We start from the raw sequence: 20,629 nt of genomic DNA, 5'->3' as shown, positions 1-20,629 counted from the left end.
GGTTACCTCGGGTACGCCTGGATTCACCTCCGGAAGGCATGGACCCGATTCCGTCTCGTTCGGGATTCACCTCTTGACGCTGCGTGTCCGGGCGAGTTGGCTTCCAGCCACCTCGGCCGCAGCGACGCGGTCACGTCAGGGAGGTACAGAAAGTGAATCCGCGTACGAAGCGCGCCGCCCTTGTCGGCGCGGCGTCCGCCATGGCCCTCTCGCTCACCGGGTGCGGCAGCAGCTGGATCGAGCCGTCGAACGACTCGGCGGGCAAGGCGTCCGCCCGGCAGAACCAGGACCTGAAGATAGGCGTGCTCCTGCCGGAGAAGGAGACCGCGCGCTACGAGAAGTTCGACTATCCGCACATCAAGAAGGAAGTCGAGGACCTGACCAGCGGCAAGGGCAGAGTCGTCTACGCCAACGCGGAACAGAACGCGAAGCGCCAGGAGAGACAGGTCGACCAGATGATCGCCGACCGGGTCGACGTACTGATCCTCGACGCGGTCGACTCCAAGTCCATCGCGGGATCGGTCAAGAAGGCCAAGGACGCGGGCATCCCCGTCATCGCCTACGACCGCCTCGCCGAGGGCCCCGTCGACGGCTATGTGTCGTTCGACAGCGACCAGGTCGGCCATGTGCAGGGCATGGCGCTCCTCAAGGCGCTGGGCAGCAAGGCCTCCAAGAACAGCCGGATCGTCATGATGAACGGCTCGGTCACCGACCCGAACGCCGCGCTCTACAAGGAGGGCGCCCTGGCCGAGCTCAAGGAGCAGGTGACGATCTCGAAGTCGTACGACACCAAGGACTGGAAGCCGGAGAACGCCCGGGCCAACATGGCGGCCGCCATCCAGGCCGTCGGCGCGCAGAACATCGCCGGTGTCTACTCCGCCAACGACGGCATGGCGGGCGGCATCATCACCGCCCTCAAGGCAGCCGGCGTGACCCACCTCCCGCCGGTCACCGGCCAGGACGCCGAACTCGCCGCCGTGCAGCGCATCGTGTCCGGCGACCAGTACATGACCGTGTACAAGCCGTACCCCGAAGAGGCCTCCACCGCCGCGCAGATGGCCGTCCTCATCGCGCAGCAGCGCGACATTGAGTTCAACGCCCTCACCAAGGACCGCGTCGACAGCCCGACCACGCCGGACGTGCCCTCGCTCCTCGTGCAGGTCGTCCCGATGACGCAGAGCAGCATCAAGTCGACCGTGGTCAAGGACGGGATCTACAAGGTCGGGGACATCTGCACGGCTAAGTTCGCGGCGGACTGTGCTCGGATCGGCCTGAGGTAGGTCCGGGGTCGGGGCTGGGACCCGGGGTGGATGCGGGTGGGGGTACGGATGCCGGTACGGGTGCGGGTTTCGCGGCGGCCTTGCGGTTGCGGGCGGCGGCGCCCAGCAGGGCCACGGCGAGTACGCCGTACGCCACGATGACCGCGACCCCCTCCTGGACCGTGTCCGGGTCGATCACCCTGGTGAACTGGTTCAGCATGAGGGACAGCAGCACGATGACCTCGCGCGCCGGGAGCACGACCGGTGAGCGCCGCACCCACGCGGCGCGGTCCACCCGCACGTGGGCCGTCAGGAACGCGAACAGGGCGAGCATCGCGACGACGCTGAGCGCGCAGGCGAGCCAGGGGTCCGGGTAGCCCACGAGCTGCGGCGCGCTCGCGGCGACGCCGACCGCCGCGAGCAGCAGCGACGTCCGGAACAGCGTGCGGTCGGAGGGCGCGTGCCAGGCGGCGGGCAGGGCGCGGCGGGCGGCGTCGGTGGCGACCAGGCGTGTGCCGGAGCCGGTGTCGCCCAGGCGTGGGGTGCTGCCCCAGATGGTGTGGCCGGTGTCGGTGACGAGGGCGGCGGGGAGGGCCGTACTCACCGGCGGCTTCTGAAGCGCCTGTTTCTTCTGAGGCGTCTCGCCCGGCTCCACGTCCACGGGCAGGCACAGCCACCCCTCCTGGTCGCGGAACGCGCGGGCCGTGCGCAGGAGTGACCGGTGGGTCCACTGGTGCGCGGCGGGCGTGGCCGGACAGCGCCGGCGCGGCAGCAGCGCCAGGGTGGCGCCGTCCTCCGTGTGGAGCTCGACGCGGGGGCCGCCGTCCCACACCGGTGCGCCGACGCGCACCCGCAGGGCCCGTACCGTCCCGCGCGCGGCGTCCTGTTCGAGGCGCCGCTCCTGAGCGTCGAGCCGCCGGGGCACCAGGACCAGGATCAGGACGAACACCACCGGCAGCACCACGACCGCCTGCTGGGCCGTCCTTGGGGGAATCCAGTCGTCGAGGCCGCCGTGTGCGACGAGGCCCTTGAGGTCCTTCATGTTGTCGGGGGTCAGGTCGAGGGCATAGAAGCCGAGGTCGGTGCGGTCCGGCGCGTAGAGGAGCGCGAGGAAGTCCCGGTCCGTCACATGACGGCCGGGCGCGACGACCGAGGCCGGGGCCTGGACGTAGTCGTCCCGCCCGGGAGGCTGGAACTCCACCACGAACCGGGCGGAGGGATCGGCCTTCTCCGTGTCCGCGTACCACTCGGCGCTCTCGCCGCTCTCCGAGTAGTCCGGGTCCTCCAGGTCCACGACGAAGCCGCTCGCGTACGCCGCCCCGGCCCGCTGGATCGCCGCGACCTGCTCCCCGTGTTCCGCACCGCCCGGCACCTTCATGAACACGACGGCCGCCCACGGGAGCAGCAGCATCGCGGGGACCGCGAGCGCCGGGACCCAGCCGAGCACGGGCCGGGCGAAGCGCGCGGGCGGCGCGGGGACGCCGGCCGGATCCGTGGCGCACGGCGGCGCGAGGCGGGCCGCCGTGCGCCAGGCGGCGGCGAGCGCCAGGGCCGCGAGGGCGCAGCCGAGGACGTCCCAGCGGGGCCGGGGCGCGCCGTGGCGCAGTACGGCGCAGCCGACGGCGGCGACCGCGGACAGGACCGCGGCGGACGCGAGGGCGCGGCTCAACGGGGTGGAGCGTCGCACGGTGGACACGTGGTGAACGCCTATCGGGAGGCCGGGCGGACAGAGAGGGAACAGTGTCGAGCGCCGCCCCCGCCGGGGCCATGAGGCCGGTCGGCGGGGGCGGGCATTCGGGCGGGGATTCGGACAGGCCCTAGCTGCCCGAGAGCGTGAACTCGGCCGTGTTGTTGGCCAGTTGGGGGTCGAACGCCGAGATGCGCAGCTCCGGGTCGTCGTTCAGTGTCGCGACCGAACCCTTCGCGCCGCCCGGCACGACGCTGTCGACGCGCAGGGTGAAGTCGAACGTGGAACGGGCCTTCTCCCACAGCAGGATCGGGGTCCGGCACGTGTAGCGGTTCGGTCCTGCCTGGTCGCAGCCGGCGGGCGCGGCGGTGACGGTCGTGCCCTCCGGGAGGCGGACGTCGAGGGTGGCGACGGAGGCGCCCGCGCCGAGCGAGGCCACCCACGCCGGGCCGTTGTTCTTCACGCCGACGCGGGCCGTGACGGTGTCGCCGGGCGCGGCGGACGTGATGTCGCTCGCGAGGGTGACGAGGTCGGCCTTGTTCGTGGCCGTGATCTGCGTGGAGCGGTAGTTGTCACCGGTGTTCAGGTCGGGCTCGGCCGCGGCGCTCAGGGTGCGCGCGGCGGGCACGGCGGCGGGGACCAGGTCGGCCCCCGTGCCCTGCACGAACGGCCGCCCGGAGATCGCCTGCTGGTACGCCTCGTCCGAGTACGGGTCCACGGAGTAGTCGAACCGCTCGTACAGCGCCGCGTCCGTCGCGCGGACCGCGCCGGCCGCCGACAGGTCGTACTCCTGCCCCGGCTCGACGGGCTTGTCGAGCACGCAGACGGCGGTGGTGCCGCTCTGGTTGGTCGTGGCGTCGGCGTCCAGGTAGGTGCAGTTGCCGAAGCGCTGCGCGAGGTCCAGGCCGTGCGAGGCGAAGAGGGTCAGGAGGGTGCGGTCGGCGGTCCGGTTGCCGTGGTTCGTCAGCCGGATCGGCTGCGCGAGGTCCGTGCCGGGCTGGACGTCGGTGCGGTACGGGAGCTGGTTCACGCCGAGGTCGGGGCCGTCGCCCAGGCTGATCTGCGTGTCGGCGGGGTAGCCGGTGAGCGGGCCGAACGAGCTGTCCGCGTCGGCGGTGAGGTGCAGCGTGCCGGTGGCGTCCGCGGGGGCCCCGGCCTTGGCGCGCAGGCCGATCTCGGCGACGGTCTCGTACGGGCCGGTGTTCAGCGAACCGAAGTCGCAGGTCGCCGTGAGCGCGTCGGCGGCCGGGACGCAGTCCGAGGGCCAGGTCACGTCGGCCACGTTCGCGAGCTCGGTCGCGTCGACGGTGAGCTTGCCGCCGGTGATGGTGTTGTGCGTGTTGTCGTGGCCGAGCTTCACGTCGACGGTGTTGCCGACCGCGTTGCCCTGCGCGTCGGCGGTCGGCAGGACGAGGTCGTACGGCGCCGCGATCCAGAGCGCGTCCGTCTCCTGCTCGTCGGCGCTCGCGGGAGCGACGGAACCGAGCGCGAGGACGGCACCCGCGACGAGGGCGAGCGAGGCGTGCCGCCGCCGTCTGCGACCGGCGAACGGTTCCTGAGAGGCCTGCGGTGCACGGGTGGCCTGAGCTGCCTGCATGGTGAGCGTCTCTCCCTGGGGTGAGGTGCGGGGACGGGAGTTGGACGTGCAGGGGCGGGAGTTGGTTGTACGGAGATCGTTTCGGGCGTGGCGGCCTTCCGGGGAGGTCAGTGACTCTCGCCCGGTCCCGGTTCCGGTTCCGGTCCCTGTTCCGGTCCCTGTTCCGGTTCTCGTTCCAGCATCCCGGACTGGCCGATGAGATAGCCCAGTTGGGCGCGGCTGTCGCTGCCGAGCGTGCTGGCGAGCTTGGCGATGTGCACGCGGACCGTGCGGATGTTCATGCCGAGGCGTTCCGCGATGACGGCGTCCGTGTGTCCCTCGATGAGGAGCGCGGCGATCGTGCGCTGTCGGGAGGTGACGCCGTCCTTCGCCGGGGGCCGGTGCGCGGCGACGGGGAACATGGGCGTGGCCAGCCGCCACAGGCGCTCGAACGTCGTCACGAGGTAGGAGATGAGGGCGGGGTGGCGGATCTCCAGGGCCACGGTGCGGTCCGTGTTGGCCGGGATGAACGCGACGGTCCGGTCGAGCAGGACGAGACGCTCGGTGACCTCGTCGAGGGTGCGGACCGCCACGTCGCCGCGTAGTTGCTCGTAGTGGGCGACGGCGGCGGTGGAGTGACGCGCTGTGTGCTGGTACAGCGTGCGCATCCGGCAGCCACGGGAGAGGAGTTCCTGCTCCTGGGAGAGGACCGAGGCCAGCAGGGTGGGCGGGCGCTGGCCCGGCTGGACGGTCAGCAGCTCCTGCGAGGAGGCGGCCATGGCGTCGGTGATGGCGTTGTTGATCCGCTGGAACCCCATGAGGACCGAGAGCATGGGGGTGCTGTGTACGGCCGCGCGCTGGGCGTCGAGGTCCATGAGCGGGCCGAACGTGTCCGCGAGTTTCGACTCGCGGCGGCGCTGGTGCGCGATCTCGTCCTCGATCCTGCTCAGCAGACCGGGCAGCACCAGCGCGGGGGATACGGGGCACAGCCACTGTCCGTCGTCCGGATCCGCGCGCAGCAGCCCGAAGTCGAGGAGACACGGCACGGCCGCGGCGTCCTCGTCCTTCACGCGGCCCTCGCGCAGGGCCCGGGAGTAGAGCGCCGTACCGGCGGCGCACAACTCCTCGGCTCCGTGAGTGTGGGCCTCGGCGGTCACGTGTGGCTCTCCTCGGTCGACATTCAGCGATCCTGGTCGAGGATTCCCGACTGCGCTATCAGAAAGCCGAGTTGCGCGCGGCTTCCGCTGCCGAGCGCGGCCGCGATCTTTGCTATGTGGGCCCGGCAGGTTCGCACGTTCATCCCGAGACGTCTGGCTATGGCCTCGTCGACGTGGCCTTCGATGAGGAGCCGCGCGATGGAGCGTTGGACGCCGGTGATGCCGTCGATCGGGGGAGCGTAGGGAGCCGCGTCCTCGAGGATGGGAACCGCGCGCATCCAGAGTTGCTCGAAGACCTTGGCGAGGTAGTCGACGAGGCTCGGGTGCCTCAGCTCCAGGGCGACCTGCTGGTTTCCCTGGCGGTCGTCGTGGGCGGGGATGAAGGCGACGGTCCTGTCGAAGATCATCAGTCGCTCGATGAGTTCTTCGAGCGTACGTATCTCCACGTTGCCCTCCGCCATGACCTCCGCGTAGGCGAGAGTTCCCTGGCTGTGCCGCGCGGTGTGCTGGTAGAGGGTGCGCATGGTGATGCCGCGCTCCAGGACGCCACGGCCGAGCTTGAGCGCCTCGGTCAGGGCGTGTTCGCTGCGGCCGCCGCCGGGCTGCACCGTGAGGATCTCCGACTGGCACTCGGAGGTGGCGAGTTCTATCGCCCCGTTGATCCGCGCGAAACCCTCCAGGACCGTGACCGAGTGGGTGGTCGGCCGGCTCTGCGCGCTGATGGCCATGAATGGCTCAAAAACTTCGGTCAGTTCGACTGCGAGGGTCCGGCGCTCCTGGATTTCGCGCTCGAGGGGCTGAAGACGCCGGGTGAGTGCGGCCGTCGGCGGAACCGGCCTGAGCCAGTCGGCGTCGTCCGGGTCTGGGTGGAGAAGTGCGAACTCCATCAGGCAGGGAGCGGCCTCGACCTCGTCACGGGCGATGCGCCCTGAGCGCAATGCGCTGCTGTAGAGCCGTCTGCCATCGTCACACAGTTCAGTCATGGCGTGAGAATGTGCCCGATATGGGCTGTTGATTGTCATTGCTCCACCCCCCAGGGTCCTGAACGTGCAGGAACATGATGCATCGACCCTGTGGTGTTTGAGTGGCTGAATGAGCCATCGTCATTCTTGCCGGGGGAGTTAGCCATGGAAGTGAGGAAGAGGCCCACTATGCGCAAGACACTGATTCGCTCGGCTCTTGCCGTTGCCTTCTCCGCCGGGATGCTGCTGAGTGCGGTGAGTGCCCTGGACCTGCACTGGGGCGGCGCGCCTGCCGTGGACAGTACGTCCAGCGTCAGCGTCCAGGCGATAGCCCCGCCGGACCTGCACTGGGGCAGCAAGGCGATGGGCGCCCCGGTATGAGCACTCCCCCCGACGACAGAACATTCCGCCGTGAGATGGCGACCGCCTACCGGTCCGGGTGGCATTTCATCGACCTCGCCACGGCGATTCCTCATCGCGGCGATTCGTTGATGGTCACCCTGTTCGGTGAGCCGATCGTCGTCGTGCGGGACGAGTTCGACGACGAGGAGATCCGGGCCTACCGGTGTCTCCGCCGCCCTCGGGGCGCCCCGCAGCCCGTGCGGTGTGCCATCAGATACGGAATGGTCTTCGTCAACCTCGACCAGCGTGACCACCAGCTGGATCGGGAGGCGGGACCAGAAGTTCCGCGTACTGCCTCAGCCACCCCCCGCAGTGCCTGACGCGATTCCCCCGTCGTTGTAGATCGCGCAGGTGCTTCCCCCCGCAGCGGCGCCACCGTGGACCTGAACACGGTGGCGCCGCTGCAGCTTTGTGCGGCTGTCACGTTTGTGCGGCTGTCACGACGGAGACCCGTTGCCCGTCGCCCGCGTCAGCGTGATCTCGATGGCGACCCGGTCCGGGTTCGGCGCGGGCACGCGCTCGTAGCGCTCCGCGTACCGGCGTACCGCCTCCGCGACGCGGTCCGGCTCCGTGCGGACCACCGCGAGCCCCTCAAGGGTCGCCCAGCGCCGGCCGTCGACCTGGCAGACCGCGACCCGGGCCCCGCCCGCCTCCGTTCCCGATCCCGTTCCCGACCCCGCGAGCACGTGCGACACCTTCGCGCTCGACTTGTTCGCGATCACCCGCGCGAGACCCGCCTCGGGGTCGTACGTGACGCCGACCGGCACCACGTGCGGGGTGCCGTCGGGGCGCAGGGTCGTCAGCGTGCACAGGTGCCGTTCCCGCCAGAAGCCGAGGAAGGTCGGGTCGGGGTTCAGGGGGTCGTTCCGCTTGGCCATGCTCCGGAAGATATCCCCGTTCCAGGACATATCCCGCCGGGGGGTACCCGGCCCGCACCCTTGAGTCGAATCGACTCAACTTTGTGTATGCTGACAGGGTCAGTGTGCTGGAGAGGCAGACGCAAGGAGGAGAGTGCGCACGTGGACGCCGAGCTGACGAACCGGAGCCGGGACGCGATCAACGCGGCCACCAGTCGGGCCGTGTCCGGAGGGCACGCGGATCTGACTCCCGCGCATTTGCTCCTGGCGCTTCTCGAGGGCCAGGAGAACGAGAACATCACGGACCTGCTGACGGCCGTCGAGGCCGATCAGGCCGCCGTGCGGTCCGGGGCTGAGCGCGTCCTCGGCGCGCTGCCCAGCGTGACCGGCTCGACCGTCGCGCCGCCCGGACCCAACCGGGACCTGCTGGCGGTCATCGCCGACGCGGCGCAGCGCGCCAAGGAGCTCGGGGACGAGTACCTCTCCACCGAGCATCTGCTCATCGGCATCGCCGCGAAGGGCGGCACTGTCGCCGACGTACTGACGGAACAGGGGGCGAGCGCCAAGAAGCTGCTCGCCGCCTTCGAGAAGAGCAGGGGAGGGCGCCGGGTGACCACACCCGACCCCGAGGGCCAGTACAAGGCCCTGGAGAAGTTCGGCACCGATTTCACCGCCGCCGCACGCGAGGGCAAGCTCGACCCCGTCATCGGGCGCGATCAGGAGATCCGGCGTGTGGTGCAGGTGCTGTCCCGCCGTACGAAGAACAACCCCGTCCTGATCGGTGAGCCCGGCGTCGGCAAGACCGCCGTCGTCGAGGGGCTCGCCCAGCGCATCGTGAAGGGGGACGTGCCGGAGTCGCTCAAGGACAAGCGGCTCGTCTCGCTGGACCTGAGCGCGATGGTCGCCGGCGCGAAGTACCGCGGCGAGTTCGAGGAGCGCCTCAAGACCGTCCTCTCCGAGATCAAGGAGAGCGACGGGCAGGTCATCACCTTCATCGACGAGCTGCACACGGTCGTGGGGGCCGGCGCAGGCGGCGACTCGTCCATGGACGCGGGCAACATGCTGAAGCCGATGCTCGCGCGCGGCGAGCTGCGCATGGTCGGCGCGACCACGCTCGACGAGTACCGCGAGCGGATCGAGAAGGACCCGGCCCTGGAGCGCCGCTTCCAGCAGGTGCTGGTCGCCGAGCCGACGGTCGAGGACTCGATCGCGATCCTGCGCGGGCTCAAGGGCCGGTACGAGGCTCACCACAAGGTCCAGATCGCCGACAGCGCGCTCGTCGCCGCCGCGTCGCTCTCCGACCGGTACATCACCTCCCGCTTCCTGCCGGACAAGGCCATCGACCTCGTGGACGAGGCCGCGTCCCGGCTGCGCATGGAGATCGACTCGTCGCCCGTCGAGATCGACGAGCTCCAGCGCGCCGTCGACCGGCTGAAGATGGAGGAGCTGGCCCTCTCCAAGGAGACGGATCCGGCCAGCAAGCAGCGCCTGGAGAAGCTGCGGCGCGACCTCGCCGACAAGGAGGAGGAGCTGCGCGGCCTCACCGTCCGCTGGGAGAAGGAGAAGCAGTCCCTCAACCGCGTCGGTGAGCTGAAGGAGAAGCTCGACGAGCTGCGCGGCCAGGCCGAGCGCGCCCAGCGCGACGGCGACTTCGACACCGCCTCCAAGCTCCTCTACGGCGAGATCCCCACCCTGGAAAGGGACTTGGAGGCCGCCACGGAGGAAGAGGAGGAGGCGTCCAAGGCCGACACGATGGTCAAGGACGAGGTCGGCCCGGACGACATCGCGGACGTGGTGGCGGCCTGGACCGGCATCCCGGCCGGGCGGCTCCTGGAGGGCGAGACGCAGAAGCTGCTGCGCATGGAGGACGAGCTCGGCAAGCGCCTGATCGGGCAGACCGAGGCCGTACGGGCGGTGTCCGACGCCGTGCGCCGCACCCGCGCCGGGATCGCCGACCCCGACCGGCCGACCGGTTCCTTCCTGTTCCTCGGCCCGACCGGCGTCGGCAAGACCGAACTGGCCAAGGCGCTCGCCGACTTCCTGTTCGACGACGAGCGGGCCATGATCCGCATCGACATGAGCGAGTACGGCGAGAAGCACTCCGTGGCGCGTCTCGTCGGCGCCCCTCCCGGCTACGTCGGGTACGAGGAGGGCGGTCAGCTCACCGAGGCGGTGCGCAGGCGCCCGTACAGCGTCGTCCTGCTCGACGAGGTCGAGAAGGCGCACCCGGAGGTCTTCGACGTCCTGCTCCAGGTGCTCGACGACGGCCGCCTCACGGACGGCCAGGGCCGCACGGTCGACTTCCGCAACACGATCCTCGTACTCACCTCGAACCTCGGCAGTCAGTTCTTGAGCGGACACAGCCTGGTGGAGCCGGCGGCGAGTGAGGAGCAGAAGAAGCAGCAGGTCCTGGAGGTCGTACGGGCGTCGTTCAAGCCCGAGTTCCTCAACCGGCTCGACGACATCGTCGTCTTCTCCGCGCTGAACAAGGCGGAGCTGGAGCGGATCGCGAAGCTGCAGATCGGCAGGCTCGCGAAGCGGCTCGCCGAGCGGCGGCTCACTTTGGACGTCTCCGACGCGGCCCTGGCCTGGCTCGCCGACGAGGGCAACGACCCCGCGTACGGCGCGCGGCCGCTGCGCCGCCTCGTGCAGACCGCGATCGGCGACCGGCTCGCGAAGGAGATCCTCTCCGGCGGGGTCACCGACGGCGACACGGTCCGCGTGGATACCTCCGGGGACGGCCTGAGCGTGGGCCCGGCCACCGGAAAGACGCTGTAACCGCGAGGCGGACGCCGGTGCCGGACCGGGTCGGGGCCCTGCCGCTCGGGAGGACGAGCGGCAGGGCCGTTGCTCTGTGGGGGTGATCCGGTCACGCCGGGGCAGGAACTCGGTCCGATCCAACCGGTTGGGGGTTGTCACTTCCCACCCGGCATGGGGGAGGATGGCGGAATCCGTACGAAGGGACCAAGCACGTGAGCATCGACCCGTCCTCGATTCCGAACTTCGGGGGACAGCCCGAGCAGCCGCAGGGCTCAGGACCGGCGGGCCCCGTCGTCCCCGATCAGGACCTCGTCAAGCAGCTCCTGGAGCAGATGGAGCTCAAGTACGTCACCGACGAAGAGGGTGACCTCGCGGCTCCGTGGGAGGAGTTCCGCACGTACTTCATGTTCCGCGGCGAGGACGACCAGCAGGTCTTCTCGGTGCGGACGTTCTACGACCGCCCGCATGACCTCGAGACCAAGCCGGCGCTCCTGGAGACCATCGACGACTGGAACCGCCGCACCCTGTGGCCCAAGGTCTACAGCCACACCCACGACGACGGCACGGTCCGCCTCATCGGTGAGGCGCAGATGCTCATCGGCACGGGTGTCAGCCTGGAGCACTTCGTGTCGTCGACGGTCAGCTGGGTGCGCGCCGCCATCGAGTTCGACCGCTGGCTGGTCGAGCAGCTCGGCCTGGAGCAGGCCGTGGACTCCGCCGCCGACGACGAGAAGCCGTCCGACGACGAGTAGGCACGTCAGTAACTGATCACAGGGGCCTGTGCGCGAACGCGACCAGATACGTCCCGTACGAAAGTGAGAGCCCGGCCAGGGCGCCCATCACCAGAAGGGCGCTGCGCGGCCGGGCTTTCGCCGTTCGCGCCAGCGCGAGGGCCAGCGGCAGCAGCAGCGGGAACGCGGGCAGCAGGAAGCGCGGCTTGGACGGGAAGAAGCCCGCGCCGCCGAGCGCGATGAGCAGGAGTACGCCGCTGTAGACGATGAGCGGCAGCGGGGCCGCCCGCTCGGCGACGAGCAGCGCGAACAGCAGCACCGCGGCGGCGACGATCACGAGCGTCACGGGGAAGACGAAGCGGTCGCCCTTGAGCAGCAGATGCCGTACGACGCTCAGCGCGCCGACGCCGTAGTCGAAGCGCGAGCCCCAGTCCCGCTGCACGCCGAAGTAGCCGCCGAGCGGATCGCCTCTTTGGACGCCGACCCACAGGACGTAGCCGGTCCAGCCGAGCGGGGCGATCGCGGCGCCTGTCCACAGCCTGTGGGAAACGTTTCTGCCGCGCTTGTGGATCACCTCGTACGCCGCCGTGACGAGGACCGCGGCGGCGACCGCGAAGCCGTTGGGGCGGGACACCCCGGCCAGCGAGGCGAGCGTGCCCGCCCAGATCCACCGGCCGGTCAGGACCGCGTACAGGGACCAGGCGGCGAAGGCGGTGAGCAGCGGCTCGGTGTACGCCATCGTGAGGATCACGGAGTGCGGCAGCAGCCCCCACAGCAGGACCAGGAAGACGGCGACCGGCCGGGAGTGCAGGCGCACCCCGATCGCGTAGATCCCGGCCGCCGCGGCCAGGGACGCGGTCCAGGCGATGAGCATCCCCGTGACGCCGCCGCTGAGCGGGAGCACGGTCCGCACCGCGCGGACCAGGCCGGGGTAGAGCGGGAAGAACGCGAGGTCGTTGAAGATGATGCCCGGTTTGTAGGGGATGGAGCGGCCGTAGCCGTCCGCGGCGATCCTGAGGTACCAGAGCGAGTCCCAGGACCGGCCGAGCAGGGCGGCGCCGGAACGCTTTCCGGTCAGCGAGGCGGCGACCGTCATCGCGACGACACCGGTGAGCCGGACCGCGGCGAACAGGCCGAGTGCGGTGAGCAGGGGGGCGGCAGCCCTGAGCCGGGCCGGGCGGGAACGTGGTCCGGCGCCGGGCTCCGCGACGGGGACGGTGGCGGGGGCCGGGCCGAGTTGCTGCTGGGTCACATCTCCGCACACTGCGGGCACCTCGCGGGGTGCGCGAGCCGGGAGGGTCCGCTCGGGTGCGAATGGGGGGCGGTCGGCGCGGCTGCGTGACAACGGGCGCCGGGAAGTCCATGTCGGACCGTCAGAAACCGTGCCCCGGCGACGAGAGGAACCGTCTCCGTGGCCGAGCCGGGGACGCGTATCTTCGGAACGCATCAATTGCCCCACGGGACACGCCAGTTGAGAATCCGGTCAACGGCGTTCCGCGGCACCGGATGCCGCCTCCCCCGGCCATGAATCGAACAATTCAAGCCTTGATGGCCACCGGAACCCCTTTCGGCACGGCTGACCACGGGCCACTATGGGAAGGAGGTGGGTCTGCGCCGCGGGGCCGCGAGCGGGAGCCGACAGGGGGAAGTTTGACGTGAGGACTTCTACGACTGACATCGAGACCGGACTTGTCGATCTCAGCCGTTGGGGCCTCCAGGAGGCCATGGCACTGAGGGACCCGTTGGTGTCGGAGGCACAGGACGCGCTGCTCGAGCATCTGACCGAGGACGCCGTCGGGCAGGTCGTGGGCAACGGGGACGGAGTCCGCACGACGGCACGGCCCTCCGTTTGCCCGCGCCACGAACACGGGCCGCCGGGACCCCGCACCCCGGCCCCCACCGCCCGGCCCGACGTACCCTCCTTGCCGTGCTGACCCGGCACCACGTGCCGGTCGCCGACCTCGAGGACATCGCGACCGGGCGCATCACCGCGCCCACCGGGACCCGTATCGCGGCGGCCGAACGCAGCCGCCGCATGCTCATGCTGCGGGCCCTGGCCGCCGCCGAGCGCGAGGCGGGCGAGGGCGCGGGACCGCTGCCCCCGCTGGCGCACGCCTTCGACCTGCTGGCCCGTGCGGAGGCCCACCGGCCACAAGCCGTGGCGAGCGTGCTCGGACACCCGCCCGTCGGGGTCTGGGCGGTCCGCCTGCTCGGGCGGCTGCGCAAGGGTGTCGAGCCCGGCCCCGGCGAACCCCCGCTGTGGCGGGAGGCCGGCTACGCGCACGCGCTCGCCGCGGCGGCCGCGCTGCGGGCGGGACTTCCCGCGCGCGTCCGCGTACCCGCCCGCGCGGGCAGGGTGATCCTGCCGACGGTGGGGCACGCCGTACTGGACGACGCCCCCGGCGACCACGACGTCGCCACCCTGGAGACGGACGGGCGCGGCACAGCCCGCGTCACGCTCGGCCCGCACGCCGTCGAACTGCCCGCCGCCCCGCACCTGCCCGCCCCCGGCTGGCACCCCGCGCGCCTGCTGAGCTGGACCCCGCGCGAGCCGGGACCCGGCGTCCTGCTCGACGACGCCGACCCCTACCGCGACTTCCGGTCCCCCTGGCCGCCCCCGGCCCCGCTCACCGACGCCGAGTCGGACACCTGGCAGCGGCATCTGCACGACGCGGCGCACCTGCTCAGGGCCCGGCACCCGGACGCGGCCCGCGCGGTACCGCACGTCCTGAACTCGCTCGTACCGCTGCCGGGCATGCCCCGCTTCCGCACCTCCAGTGCCTCGTACGCCGAGGCGTTCGGCAGCGTCCTCGTCTCCGTGCCGCGCGACGCCGTCGACTTCGCGGTCACCCTCGTCCACGAGTCACGGCACTCCGTGCTCAACGCCCTCAGCCACCAGATCCAGCTCGTCGACCGGGAGGCGCGCACACCACGGCAGGACACGCTGCTCTACGCGCCCTGGCGCACTGACCCGCGCCCGCCGTGGGGCCTGCTGCACGGCACGTACGCGTTCACGGGCGTCGCCGACTTCTGGCGCACCGAACGGCACGCCCTCACCGGCCCCCGCGCGGACCTCGCGCACTTCGAGTTCGCCGTGTGGCGCGACGCGGTGGCCATCGCCCTGCGCACGCTGGAAGACCAGCCCGGACTCACCCCGTGGGGCCGCCGCTTCGTCGACGGGATGGCGCGCCAGACCGCTCCATGTGCCGACGAGCAGGTGCCGGCGGGCGCCCTCGCCCCGGCCCTGGACGAACTGGCCGACCTGCGGGCCACGTGGTGCAGCCACAACCTCGTACCGGACCCGGCCGCGACGCGGCGGCTCACCGAGCTCCGGCTCGACGGCGGACCGGGCGACGAGGCGACCGCCCCGCCGTCCCGGATGCGCGCCGACCGCCCGCCCCGCCCGCCGGAACTCCGGTGCGAACTACGGCGGACGCTCCTCGCCGACGGCGGCACCTTCGCCCCGGACACCCGCGCGCGCCTGTCCGGCGTGGAACGGGCCCCGGATCTCCTGGAAGCGGACATGTGCCTGCTTCTCGGCGGCCCGGCGAACGCGGCACGGGCGGTGGAGCGCTACCGCGCGGTCCTCACCGCGGCCCCCGGGACCCGCGCGGCCTGGGTCGGCCTCGGCCTGGCCCTCGCGGCAGCGGGCGAGCACACCCCCGCCACCGCCCTGCTGCACCGCCCGGAGCTGGTACGGGCCCTGGCCCTCGACGCCCGGACCCGGGACGGGCGGCTGCCCGACCCCCTGGACCTGGCCCACTGGACCGCCCGCCTGCCCGGACTCACCGGCGAGGTCAGAGCATCAGGGGGTCGATGTCGCAGTTCGCCGTCCTGCCGTCCGCGGCGGCCACTGTCACCGGATGGTCCTCGCCGAGCGTGAACCGGTAGCGCTCGGCCGTGTTGGCGTACAGCTCGTCCGCCTCGTCGGCACGCCGTAGCTGCCGCAGCCCGAGCGAGAGATTGAGGGCGGTGGCGAGGGTGAAGGGGTGGTCCTCGCCGAGGAGGGTGCGGCACTGGCCGAGCGACTTCGTGGCGAGCTCCGTCGACGCCTGCACCTCGCCCAGCTCGTACAGGTCGGCGACGAGATTCGAGGTGCAGGCCAGGGTGTTGGGGTGCCCTTCGCCGAGCAGCTCGGTCAGCTGCTCCCGCGAGGCCACGTTGCTCGCGCGGGCCTCCTCGGTCCGCCCTGCCAGGCGCAGGCAGATCGCGTGGTTGATGCGCGCCGCGACGGTGTGTGGATGCCGCGCGCCGAGCAGCGCCTCGAATCCCTCGTACCCCTGCTGCCCGAGTTCGAGCGCCCGGTCGAGGTCGCCGGTGTTCGCTACGTCGAGTGCGTGCGAGACCAGTGCGTTCACCGTCTGCGGGTACATGTTGCCGTAGCGGGTGCGGAACATCGTGAGGGCCCGGCCGGAGAGGTCGAGGGCCACCTCGTGGTCACCGGCGTGCCGCTCGGTGACCGACTGGATCCGGGACGCGGACGCCGTGTTCGGGTGGGTGTCGCCGACGGTGCTGCGGAAGCGCTCCGTGACGTCCCGCATCTGGTCGCGGGCCGCCAGGTACTCGCCGCCCTCCTGGAGGTCGAGCGCCACGGACGCCATGGTCGACAGCGTAGACCCCGCGTTCTCGCCGAGTTCCTCGGCCTTGCGCCGGTGCGTCACGCGGTCGAGCGCGAGGGCTTCCCGGAAGTGCCCGATGCACCGCAGGTTCAGCGCGTGCCGGTGGGCGCTGAGGAGGGTGGTCGGGTCATTGGGCCCGAAGAGTCGCACGCAGGTGTCGTAGGCCTGCTTGTCGAGTTCGAGCGCGCCCTGGAAGTCGCCGCGCAGCCGCAGGTCCCAGGCGACCATGCAGGTGATGTCGATCGTCGACTCGTGCTCGGGACCGAGGACCTCGGTCATGCCGGCCAGGGTGCGCTGGTCGAGCTCGTACGCCTCCGCGTAGCGGCCCAGGATGCGCAGCGCGCTCGTGTAGAGCCTGGCCGCGTTGAGTACGTGCTCCGCGGTGTCCCCGTCGGCCGCGCGCCAGGTGGTGTACGTCTCCCTGGCCAGGTCCAGGGATCCCTGGTGGTCGCCCCAGGAGTACATGTACTGGATCTCGTTCAGGACGAGTTGACGTACCCAGGGGTCCTTCGACTCGACGGCCCTGCTGTTGAGGACGTGCGGCAGCAGGTCGCCGTACTGCTTCCACTGGTGGGACGCCGTGGGCTCGTCGGGGTCGTACTTGGCGAGCAGCCGGTGGGCGCCGCCGCGCATCTGTGACTTCAGCGGCTCCGCCATCTGGGTGATGAGGACGCGCTGGACCAGTCGGTGCAGCTGGATGGTGTTGGTGTTGTGGTTGATGCGCGCCAGGGCGTACCGGTTGATCTCGCGGATGGCGCGGCCGAGCCGGATCGGGTCACTCAGTGCCGCGTTGAGCTCGGGGGGTACGGGGGCGTCGCGGACGCCGGTGAGCAGGCGCCGGGAGATCGGCTCGGGCGCGAAGAAGGCACATACCTGCAGGAGTTGGAGGGCTGCGGGATGGTTCTTGCGCAGCCGGTCGAGGGAGACGTTCCAGGCGGCGGCGACGGACAGCGGATAGTCCACCGGCGGGTCGCTGAGCATCAGCTCGTTGGCCTGCTGCTCGAACATGCGCAGGTACTCGTCGGCCGGCATGCCCGTCTCGGCCAGCCACACGGCGGCCTGCTCGATGCCGAGCGGCAGGTCGCCCAGGGTCTCGGCGAGCCGGTCCGCGGTCGCGTCGTCGAGGTTCGGGGCCCTCAGTTGGAGCAACGAACGGCTTTCCGGGCGGGTGAACACGTCGATCTCCAGGGGACGGGCCGACGAGGCCCACTGGGAGTTCCGTGAGGTGACGAGGATGCGGCCGGGACCGTTGGTCGGGAAGAACTCCCGCACGGAATCCGGGTCTTCCGCGTTGTCGAAGATGAGGAGCCAGTTCTTGAACGGCTCGCCGACGCGCAGGGCCTCGATGACGGCCGGCACCGCTGTGTTCGCCTCGCCGCTGCCGACGTTCAGACCGAGTCGGTTGGCCAGCTGGACGAGGAACTGCCGGATCTGCTGCGGCTGTTCGGCGGGGATCCACCACACGATCTGGTACTCGTGCAGATGCCGGTACACGTACTCGACCGCGAGCTGGGACTTCCCGACGCCGCCCATGCCCTGGAGCGCCTCGGGGAGCACCGCCGTGGTTCCTTCCTGGAGCCTGCGGTGCAGGTCGTCCAGGAGCTGGACGCGGCCGGTGAAGGCACGGTTTCGGGGAGGGACGTTGCCCCAGACGGGGGGCGGCTTCTGCAGCGCGTCACCCCTTGACCCGGCCTGGGTGGACTGCAAGCCGCTCACTTCTTCGACCCTTTCTTCGTTGCCGGTGCCCGGCGGGGCGGTGGGCTCGGCCCCACCGCCTGACTGACTGGGTTCTCCGGAGGTTGTGGCCACCGGAGGTGGAGGTTCGTCGAGGCGTGCCTCAAGCTCTCTGGCGGCGGTGGCATGTGGTCCGGCCATGGCCGCGAAAGCGGGCAGAATAGACGAAATCCATGGCCGTAAACCTTCCATGGAGACACTCCGCGCGCGATCCGGCTCGCGCAGAAGGGCGACGCCTTCCCCGTACGCCGGAACGGCGACCGCCAAATGGTCCAAGGCGAGCATCAGCGCGCGGGCCGTCTCGCCGCGCGTCCCGTCCGAGAGCAGCTCCCGCCGTACGCCGTCGCCGAATTCGAGCTCGACACCCGGCCCGGCGGTCCCGCCCGGCTCGGCCTCCGTGCGCCGCAGCAGCCCGCTCAGGAGCAGCTCCGCCACGTGCCAGTTCCGCGCCCCGGGGATCAGCCCCTCCTGGAGCAGGCGCAGCACGTCGAGGTTGAGCGGGACGGCCGCGGAGAGGCGGGCCAGGTGGTAGGCGGTGGGGGAGAGCTGGGCCCGTACGGTCTTGACCTGGACGTCGGCGGGCAGCGTGGCGGCGGGCCTGCGTACGACGGCGCTCTCGTCGCCGGGCGTCCGGTCCAGGACGCGCACGGTGTAGCCGCCCCTGCTGTCGTGCGCGAGGAAGCGGGCGAGGCCGCCGATCCCTTCGGGGGTGAGCGTCACCACGGGCAGCCGGACCCCGTCGCCTGCGTCGGCCTCCGAGAGGTCGGCGGTGGGCATGACCAGGCCCACGGGCTCGGCGGTCCAGGTGCTGTTGGGGGACGCGGGGCGCGGGCTGGTCAGCAGGAGGCTGCTGGTCTGCGTGCCCGCCCTCGCCCAGACGTGCTCGGGCAGCACATGGACGATCGCGACGGGCATCGTGCGGGCCCACCGGGCGAGCCTGCGCCGGGCGCTGCCGTCGCCCCAGTGGTCGGCGTGCAGATCGGTGAGGACGAGGACCAGATGCCGGCCGTCGGTGCCGCCGGCGACCTCGCCGCCGGAGCCGTCCTCCTGCCAGCGCACGGTCCGTACGTCACGGAAGGCGCCCGAGCAGTGCAGGGTCTCGGCGAGGCGCTGCGCGGTGTGCGACCACAGCCGCATCGAGTCGCCCGAGTCCACCAGGAGCGTCACGGTCAGCCAGCGCTCCTGGCCCGGCTCCAGCTGGGGCAGCCACATGCCGGTCTCGGCGTGCAGCTCGGCGGTGGCCTCCTCGTTCAGGAAGACCTGGCCCCGGGAGGCGATGCGCCGCTTCAGCGGATTCAGCGCCTTCTCGATCTCCCGCGAGCGGTCGAGCGCGAAGCCGTTCCCGAGGCTCATGAGGAGCGAGTCCACATGGCCGCCGGGATCCGGTTCCGGGGCCGGCGGCCCGGTCAGGGGTGCGGGCTGCTCCACGGGTTCCTCCGTGAGCGCCGGCACGGGGGCGTCCAGGTCCTCGGGGCGCGGGCGGTCCGCCTCGGGCGCTTCGGGCAGCTCGACCGGCGGGACCGGCCGTGGCCTGCCGCGCTGGGCGTCCTTCAGCCGCAGCCAGCGCTGCGCGGCGAGCCACAGGACCTCGCCCGCCTCGTACCAGTGCGGCTGTGGGGACGCCTCGGCCAGCGATGCGGCACCCGGCCCGATACCGTCACCCGCCACGCCGCCGTGGGAGGGCGACCGGTTCATCCAGTGCCGACCTCGTCGAGCCGTCGCCACAGCGCGTGCAACAGCGTGCTCATGGACCCCCCGTCGGGGCCCGCGGGCGTGGTGCGCAGGAACTCCGAGTTGAGGAGCTGGTCCGCGGCGAGCGAGCCGCCGGTCCTCGCGTGGCTGAGGAAGTCGCGGATCATCGCCGTGCGCCCCTCGTCGTCCTGCGAGAGCTGCGCCGCCAGCATGGCCGCGAGCTGGCCCGCGTCGGGCGCGGGGAGATCGAGGTAGAGGCAGCGCCGCAGCAGCGCGGGCGGCAGTGTGCGCTCGCCGTTGCTCGTGATCACGACGACGGGGAACGCGGCGCAGCGCACCGCTCCGTGGTGGATGACCGCCGTGCCGTCCGGGTCGTCCGTGTGCACCTCGGCGTCGGGGAGCCTGGAGCGCACGCGGGCCAGCTCGGGGATGCGGAACTCGCCCTCTTCGAAGACGCTCAGCAGGTCGCCCGCGAGGTCCGTGTCGGACTTGTCGAACTCGTCGACGAGCAGGACGCGCGGGGTCTTGCGGGGCAGCAGCGCCGTTCCCAGCGGGCCCAGTTGGACGTAGTCGCCCAGGTTGTTCAGGCCGTCCGGGTCGGGTGCCGGATCGCCGGCGGCGCCGGGTTCGGAGCCGCGCAGGGCGCCGCGGGTGGCCGCTTCCTGCACTCTGCCGATGGCGTCGTAGGCGTAGAGGCCGTCTTTGAGGGTGCTGCGGCTGGTGATCGACCAGCGCAGGACGCGGCCGAGGGAGAGCTCACGGCTGATGCAGTGGGCGAGGCTCGACTTCCCGATGCCAGGAGGGCCCGCGACGATCAGCGGCCTGCGCAGGAACAGTGCGGCATTGACGAGATCGAGTTCCTGCTCGGACGCCTTGCGGGCGACGGGGCCGTCCGGCGGGCCGAGGCGGCGGGTGAACTCGTCCTCGTCGCCCGGGGGCGGATCGGAGATCAGGGGTGCGCCGGTGAAGCGGCGCCAGGGCGGGGGCGGGGGTAACTCGCGGGACACGGGCTCCTTGCCGCGGGGCCTCGCCGTGCCTCGGTAGATGCGCCATGCGCCGGGGTCGGCCGCGGCGCCGTCGGTCTGTGCCGGAACGTGCGGATCCCTGTCGGCCATCGACCGTTCCCCCTCACCCTGGTTCGTGCCCGGTCGGTGCACGTCCGTACTCCCCAACCGCCGTAGCCCGAACACCTG

The 20,629-nt window shown here is 71.4% G+C and carries 15 protein-coding genes; 7 read left to right on the top strand and 8 right to left on the bottom strand.

The features are described 5' to 3' along the window. Positions 1-152: 152 nt before the first annotated feature. Positions 153-1,280, top strand: a complete 1,128-nt coding sequence (locus OHA58_RS16600; protein ID WP_405479505.1) for a sugar ABC transporter substrate-binding protein — start codon at positions 153-155, stop codon at positions 1,278-1,280. Here OHA58_RS16600 and OHA58_RS16595 read toward each other — a convergent pair. From OHA58_RS16595 to OHA58_RS16580, 4 genes are all read right to left on the bottom strand, one after another. Continuing rightward, on the bottom strand, positions 1,240-2,955 hold the full coding sequence (locus OHA58_RS16595) for a hypothetical protein (RefSeq protein ID WP_405479504.1): 1,716 nt from the start codon (positions 2,953-2,955) through the stop codon (positions 1,240-1,242). The genes OHA58_RS16600 and OHA58_RS16595 overlap by 41 nt on opposite strands. Before the next feature lie 121 nt (positions 2,956-3,076). Further along, the gene (locus OHA58_RS16590; protein ID WP_405479503.1) at positions 3,077-4,543 is read right to left on the bottom strand and encodes a hypothetical protein; all 1,467 of its coding nucleotides are present in this window, start codon (positions 4,541-4,543) and stop codon (positions 3,077-3,079) included. Positions 4,544-4,650: 107 nt separating this feature from the next. Beyond that, positions 4,651-5,679: a LuxR C-terminal-related transcriptional regulator gene (locus OHA58_RS16585; RefSeq protein WP_405479502.1), complete on the bottom strand. Its 1,029-nt coding sequence runs from the start codon at positions 5,677-5,679 to the stop codon at positions 4,651-4,653. Positions 5,680-5,702: 23 nt separating this feature from the next. Next, positions 5,703-6,662, bottom strand: coding sequence for a helix-turn-helix transcriptional regulator (locus OHA58_RS16580; RefSeq protein WP_405479500.1), 960 nt, complete (start codon positions 6,660-6,662; stop codon positions 5,703-5,705). A gap of 168 nt (positions 6,663-6,830) precedes the next feature. Here OHA58_RS16580 and OHA58_RS16575 point away from each other — a divergent pair, with 168 nt between their 5' ends. Both OHA58_RS16575 and OHA58_RS16570 read left to right on the top strand, forming a co-directional pair. Continuing rightward, positions 6,831-7,022: a hypothetical protein gene (locus OHA58_RS16575; RefSeq protein WP_405479499.1), complete on the top strand. Its 192-nt coding sequence runs from the start codon at positions 6,831-6,833 to the stop codon at positions 7,020-7,022. Further along, complete coding sequence (locus tag OHA58_RS16570) at positions 7,019-7,363, top strand: hypothetical protein (RefSeq protein ID WP_405479497.1); 345 nt, start codon at positions 7,019-7,021, stop codon at positions 7,361-7,363. Before OHA58_RS16575 ends, OHA58_RS16570 begins: the two co-directional genes overlap by 4 nt. A gap of 117 nt (positions 7,364-7,480) precedes the next feature. Here OHA58_RS16570 and OHA58_RS16565 read toward each other — a convergent pair whose 3' ends face one another. After that, positions 7,481-7,921 carry a pyridoxamine 5'-phosphate oxidase family protein gene (locus OHA58_RS16565; protein ID WP_405479496.1) on the bottom strand — a complete coding sequence of 147 codons (441 nt, stop codon included), beginning with the start codon at positions 7,919-7,921 and terminating at the stop codon, positions 7,481-7,483. 141 nt (positions 7,922-8,062) lie between these two features. Here OHA58_RS16565 and clpB point away from each other — a divergent pair, with 141 nt between their 5' ends. Together clpB and OHA58_RS16555 are read left to right on the top strand one after the other, a co-directional pair. Further along, positions 8,063-10,678 carry an ATP-dependent chaperone ClpB gene (gene clpB / locus OHA58_RS16560; RefSeq protein WP_405479494.1) on the top strand — a complete coding sequence of 872 codons (2,616 nt, stop codon included), beginning with the start codon at positions 8,063-8,065 and terminating at the stop codon, positions 10,676-10,678. Positions 10,679-10,872: 194 nt separating this feature from the next. Beyond that, positions 10,873-11,412, top strand: a complete 540-nt coding sequence (locus OHA58_RS16555; protein WP_405479493.1) for a YbjN domain-containing protein — start codon at positions 10,873-10,875, stop codon at positions 11,410-11,412. 16 nt (positions 11,413-11,428) lie between these two features. On the opposite strand, the gene OHA58_RS16550 is transcribed toward OHA58_RS16555, so the two are convergent. Further along, positions 11,429-12,643 carry a hypothetical protein gene (locus OHA58_RS16550; RefSeq protein WP_405479491.1) on the bottom strand — a complete coding sequence of 405 codons (1,215 nt, stop codon included), beginning with the start codon at positions 12,641-12,643 and terminating at the stop codon, positions 11,429-11,431. A 472-nt stretch (positions 12,644-13,115) separates the two neighbouring features. Between OHA58_RS16550 and OHA58_RS16545 the strand changes: the two genes are divergently transcribed. Together OHA58_RS16545 and OHA58_RS16540 are read left to right on the top strand one after the other, a co-directional pair. Continuing rightward, positions 13,116-13,325: a hypothetical protein gene (locus tag OHA58_RS16545; RefSeq protein WP_405479489.1), complete on the top strand. Its 210-nt coding sequence runs from the start codon at positions 13,116-13,118 to the stop codon at positions 13,323-13,325. Continuing rightward, on the top strand, positions 13,319-15,274 hold the full coding sequence (locus tag OHA58_RS16540; RefSeq protein WP_405479488.1) for an HEXXH motif domain-containing protein: 1,956 nt from the start codon (positions 13,319-13,321) through the stop codon (positions 15,272-15,274). The genes OHA58_RS16545 and OHA58_RS16540 overlap by 7 nt, the downstream gene beginning before the upstream one ends. On the opposite strand, the gene fxsT is transcribed toward OHA58_RS16540, so the two are convergent. Both fxsT and OHA58_RS16530 read right to left on the bottom strand, forming a co-directional pair. Beyond that, entirely contained in the window at positions 15,189-19,439 is a 4,251-nt protein-coding gene (gene fxsT / locus OHA58_RS16535; RefSeq protein ID WP_405479487.1) for an FxSxx-COOH system tetratricopeptide repeat protein, read from the bottom strand. The genes OHA58_RS16540 and fxsT overlap by 86 nt on opposite strands. Further along, a complete protein-coding gene (locus tag OHA58_RS16530; RefSeq protein WP_405479486.1) occupies positions 19,436-20,551 on the bottom strand; it encodes an AAA family ATPase in 1,116 nt (371 codons plus the stop codon). Before OHA58_RS16530 ends, fxsT begins: the two co-directional genes overlap by 4 nt. Between the last annotated feature and the right edge of the window lie 78 nt (positions 20,552-20,629).

This window comes from Streptomyces sp. NBC_00009 (genome assembly GCF_045040855.1).
In the GTDB taxonomy this organism is placed as follows: Bacteria; Actinomycetota; Actinomycetes; order Streptomycetales; family Streptomycetaceae; genus Streptomyces; species Streptomyces aureus.
Note: the sequence above shows the minus strand (reverse complement) of the source record. Positions and strands in the feature narration are given on the sequence as shown.

Coding starts and splice junctions, on each gene's coding strand:
- OHA58_RS16590 (WP_405479503.1), bottom strand. CDS start 4,543: ATGCAGGCAGCTCAGGCCACCCGTGCACCGCAGGCCTCTCAGGAACCG.
- fxsT (WP_405479487.1), bottom strand. CDS start 19,439: ATGAACCGGTCGCCCTCCCACGGCGGCGTGGCGGGTGACGGTATCGGG.
- OHA58_RS16570 (WP_405479497.1), top strand. CDS start 7,019: ATGAGCACTCCCCCCGACGACAGAACATTCCGCCGTGAGATGGCGACC.
- OHA58_RS16545 (WP_405479489.1), top strand. CDS start 13,116: ATGGCACTGAGGGACCCGTTGGTGTCGGAGGCACAGGACGCGCTGCTC.
- OHA58_RS16580 (WP_405479500.1), bottom strand. CDS start 6,662: ATGACTGAACTGTGTGACGATGGCAGACGGCTCTACAGCAGCGCATTG.
- OHA58_RS16565 (WP_405479496.1), bottom strand. CDS start 7,921: ATGGCCAAGCGGAACGACCCCCTGAACCCCGACCCGACCTTCCTCGGC.
- OHA58_RS16530 (WP_405479486.1), bottom strand. CDS start 20,551: ATGGCCGACAGGGATCCGCACGTTCCGGCACAGACCGACGGCGCCGCG.
- OHA58_RS16575 (WP_405479499.1), top strand. CDS start 6,831: ATGCGCAAGACACTGATTCGCTCGGCTCTTGCCGTTGCCTTCTCCGCC.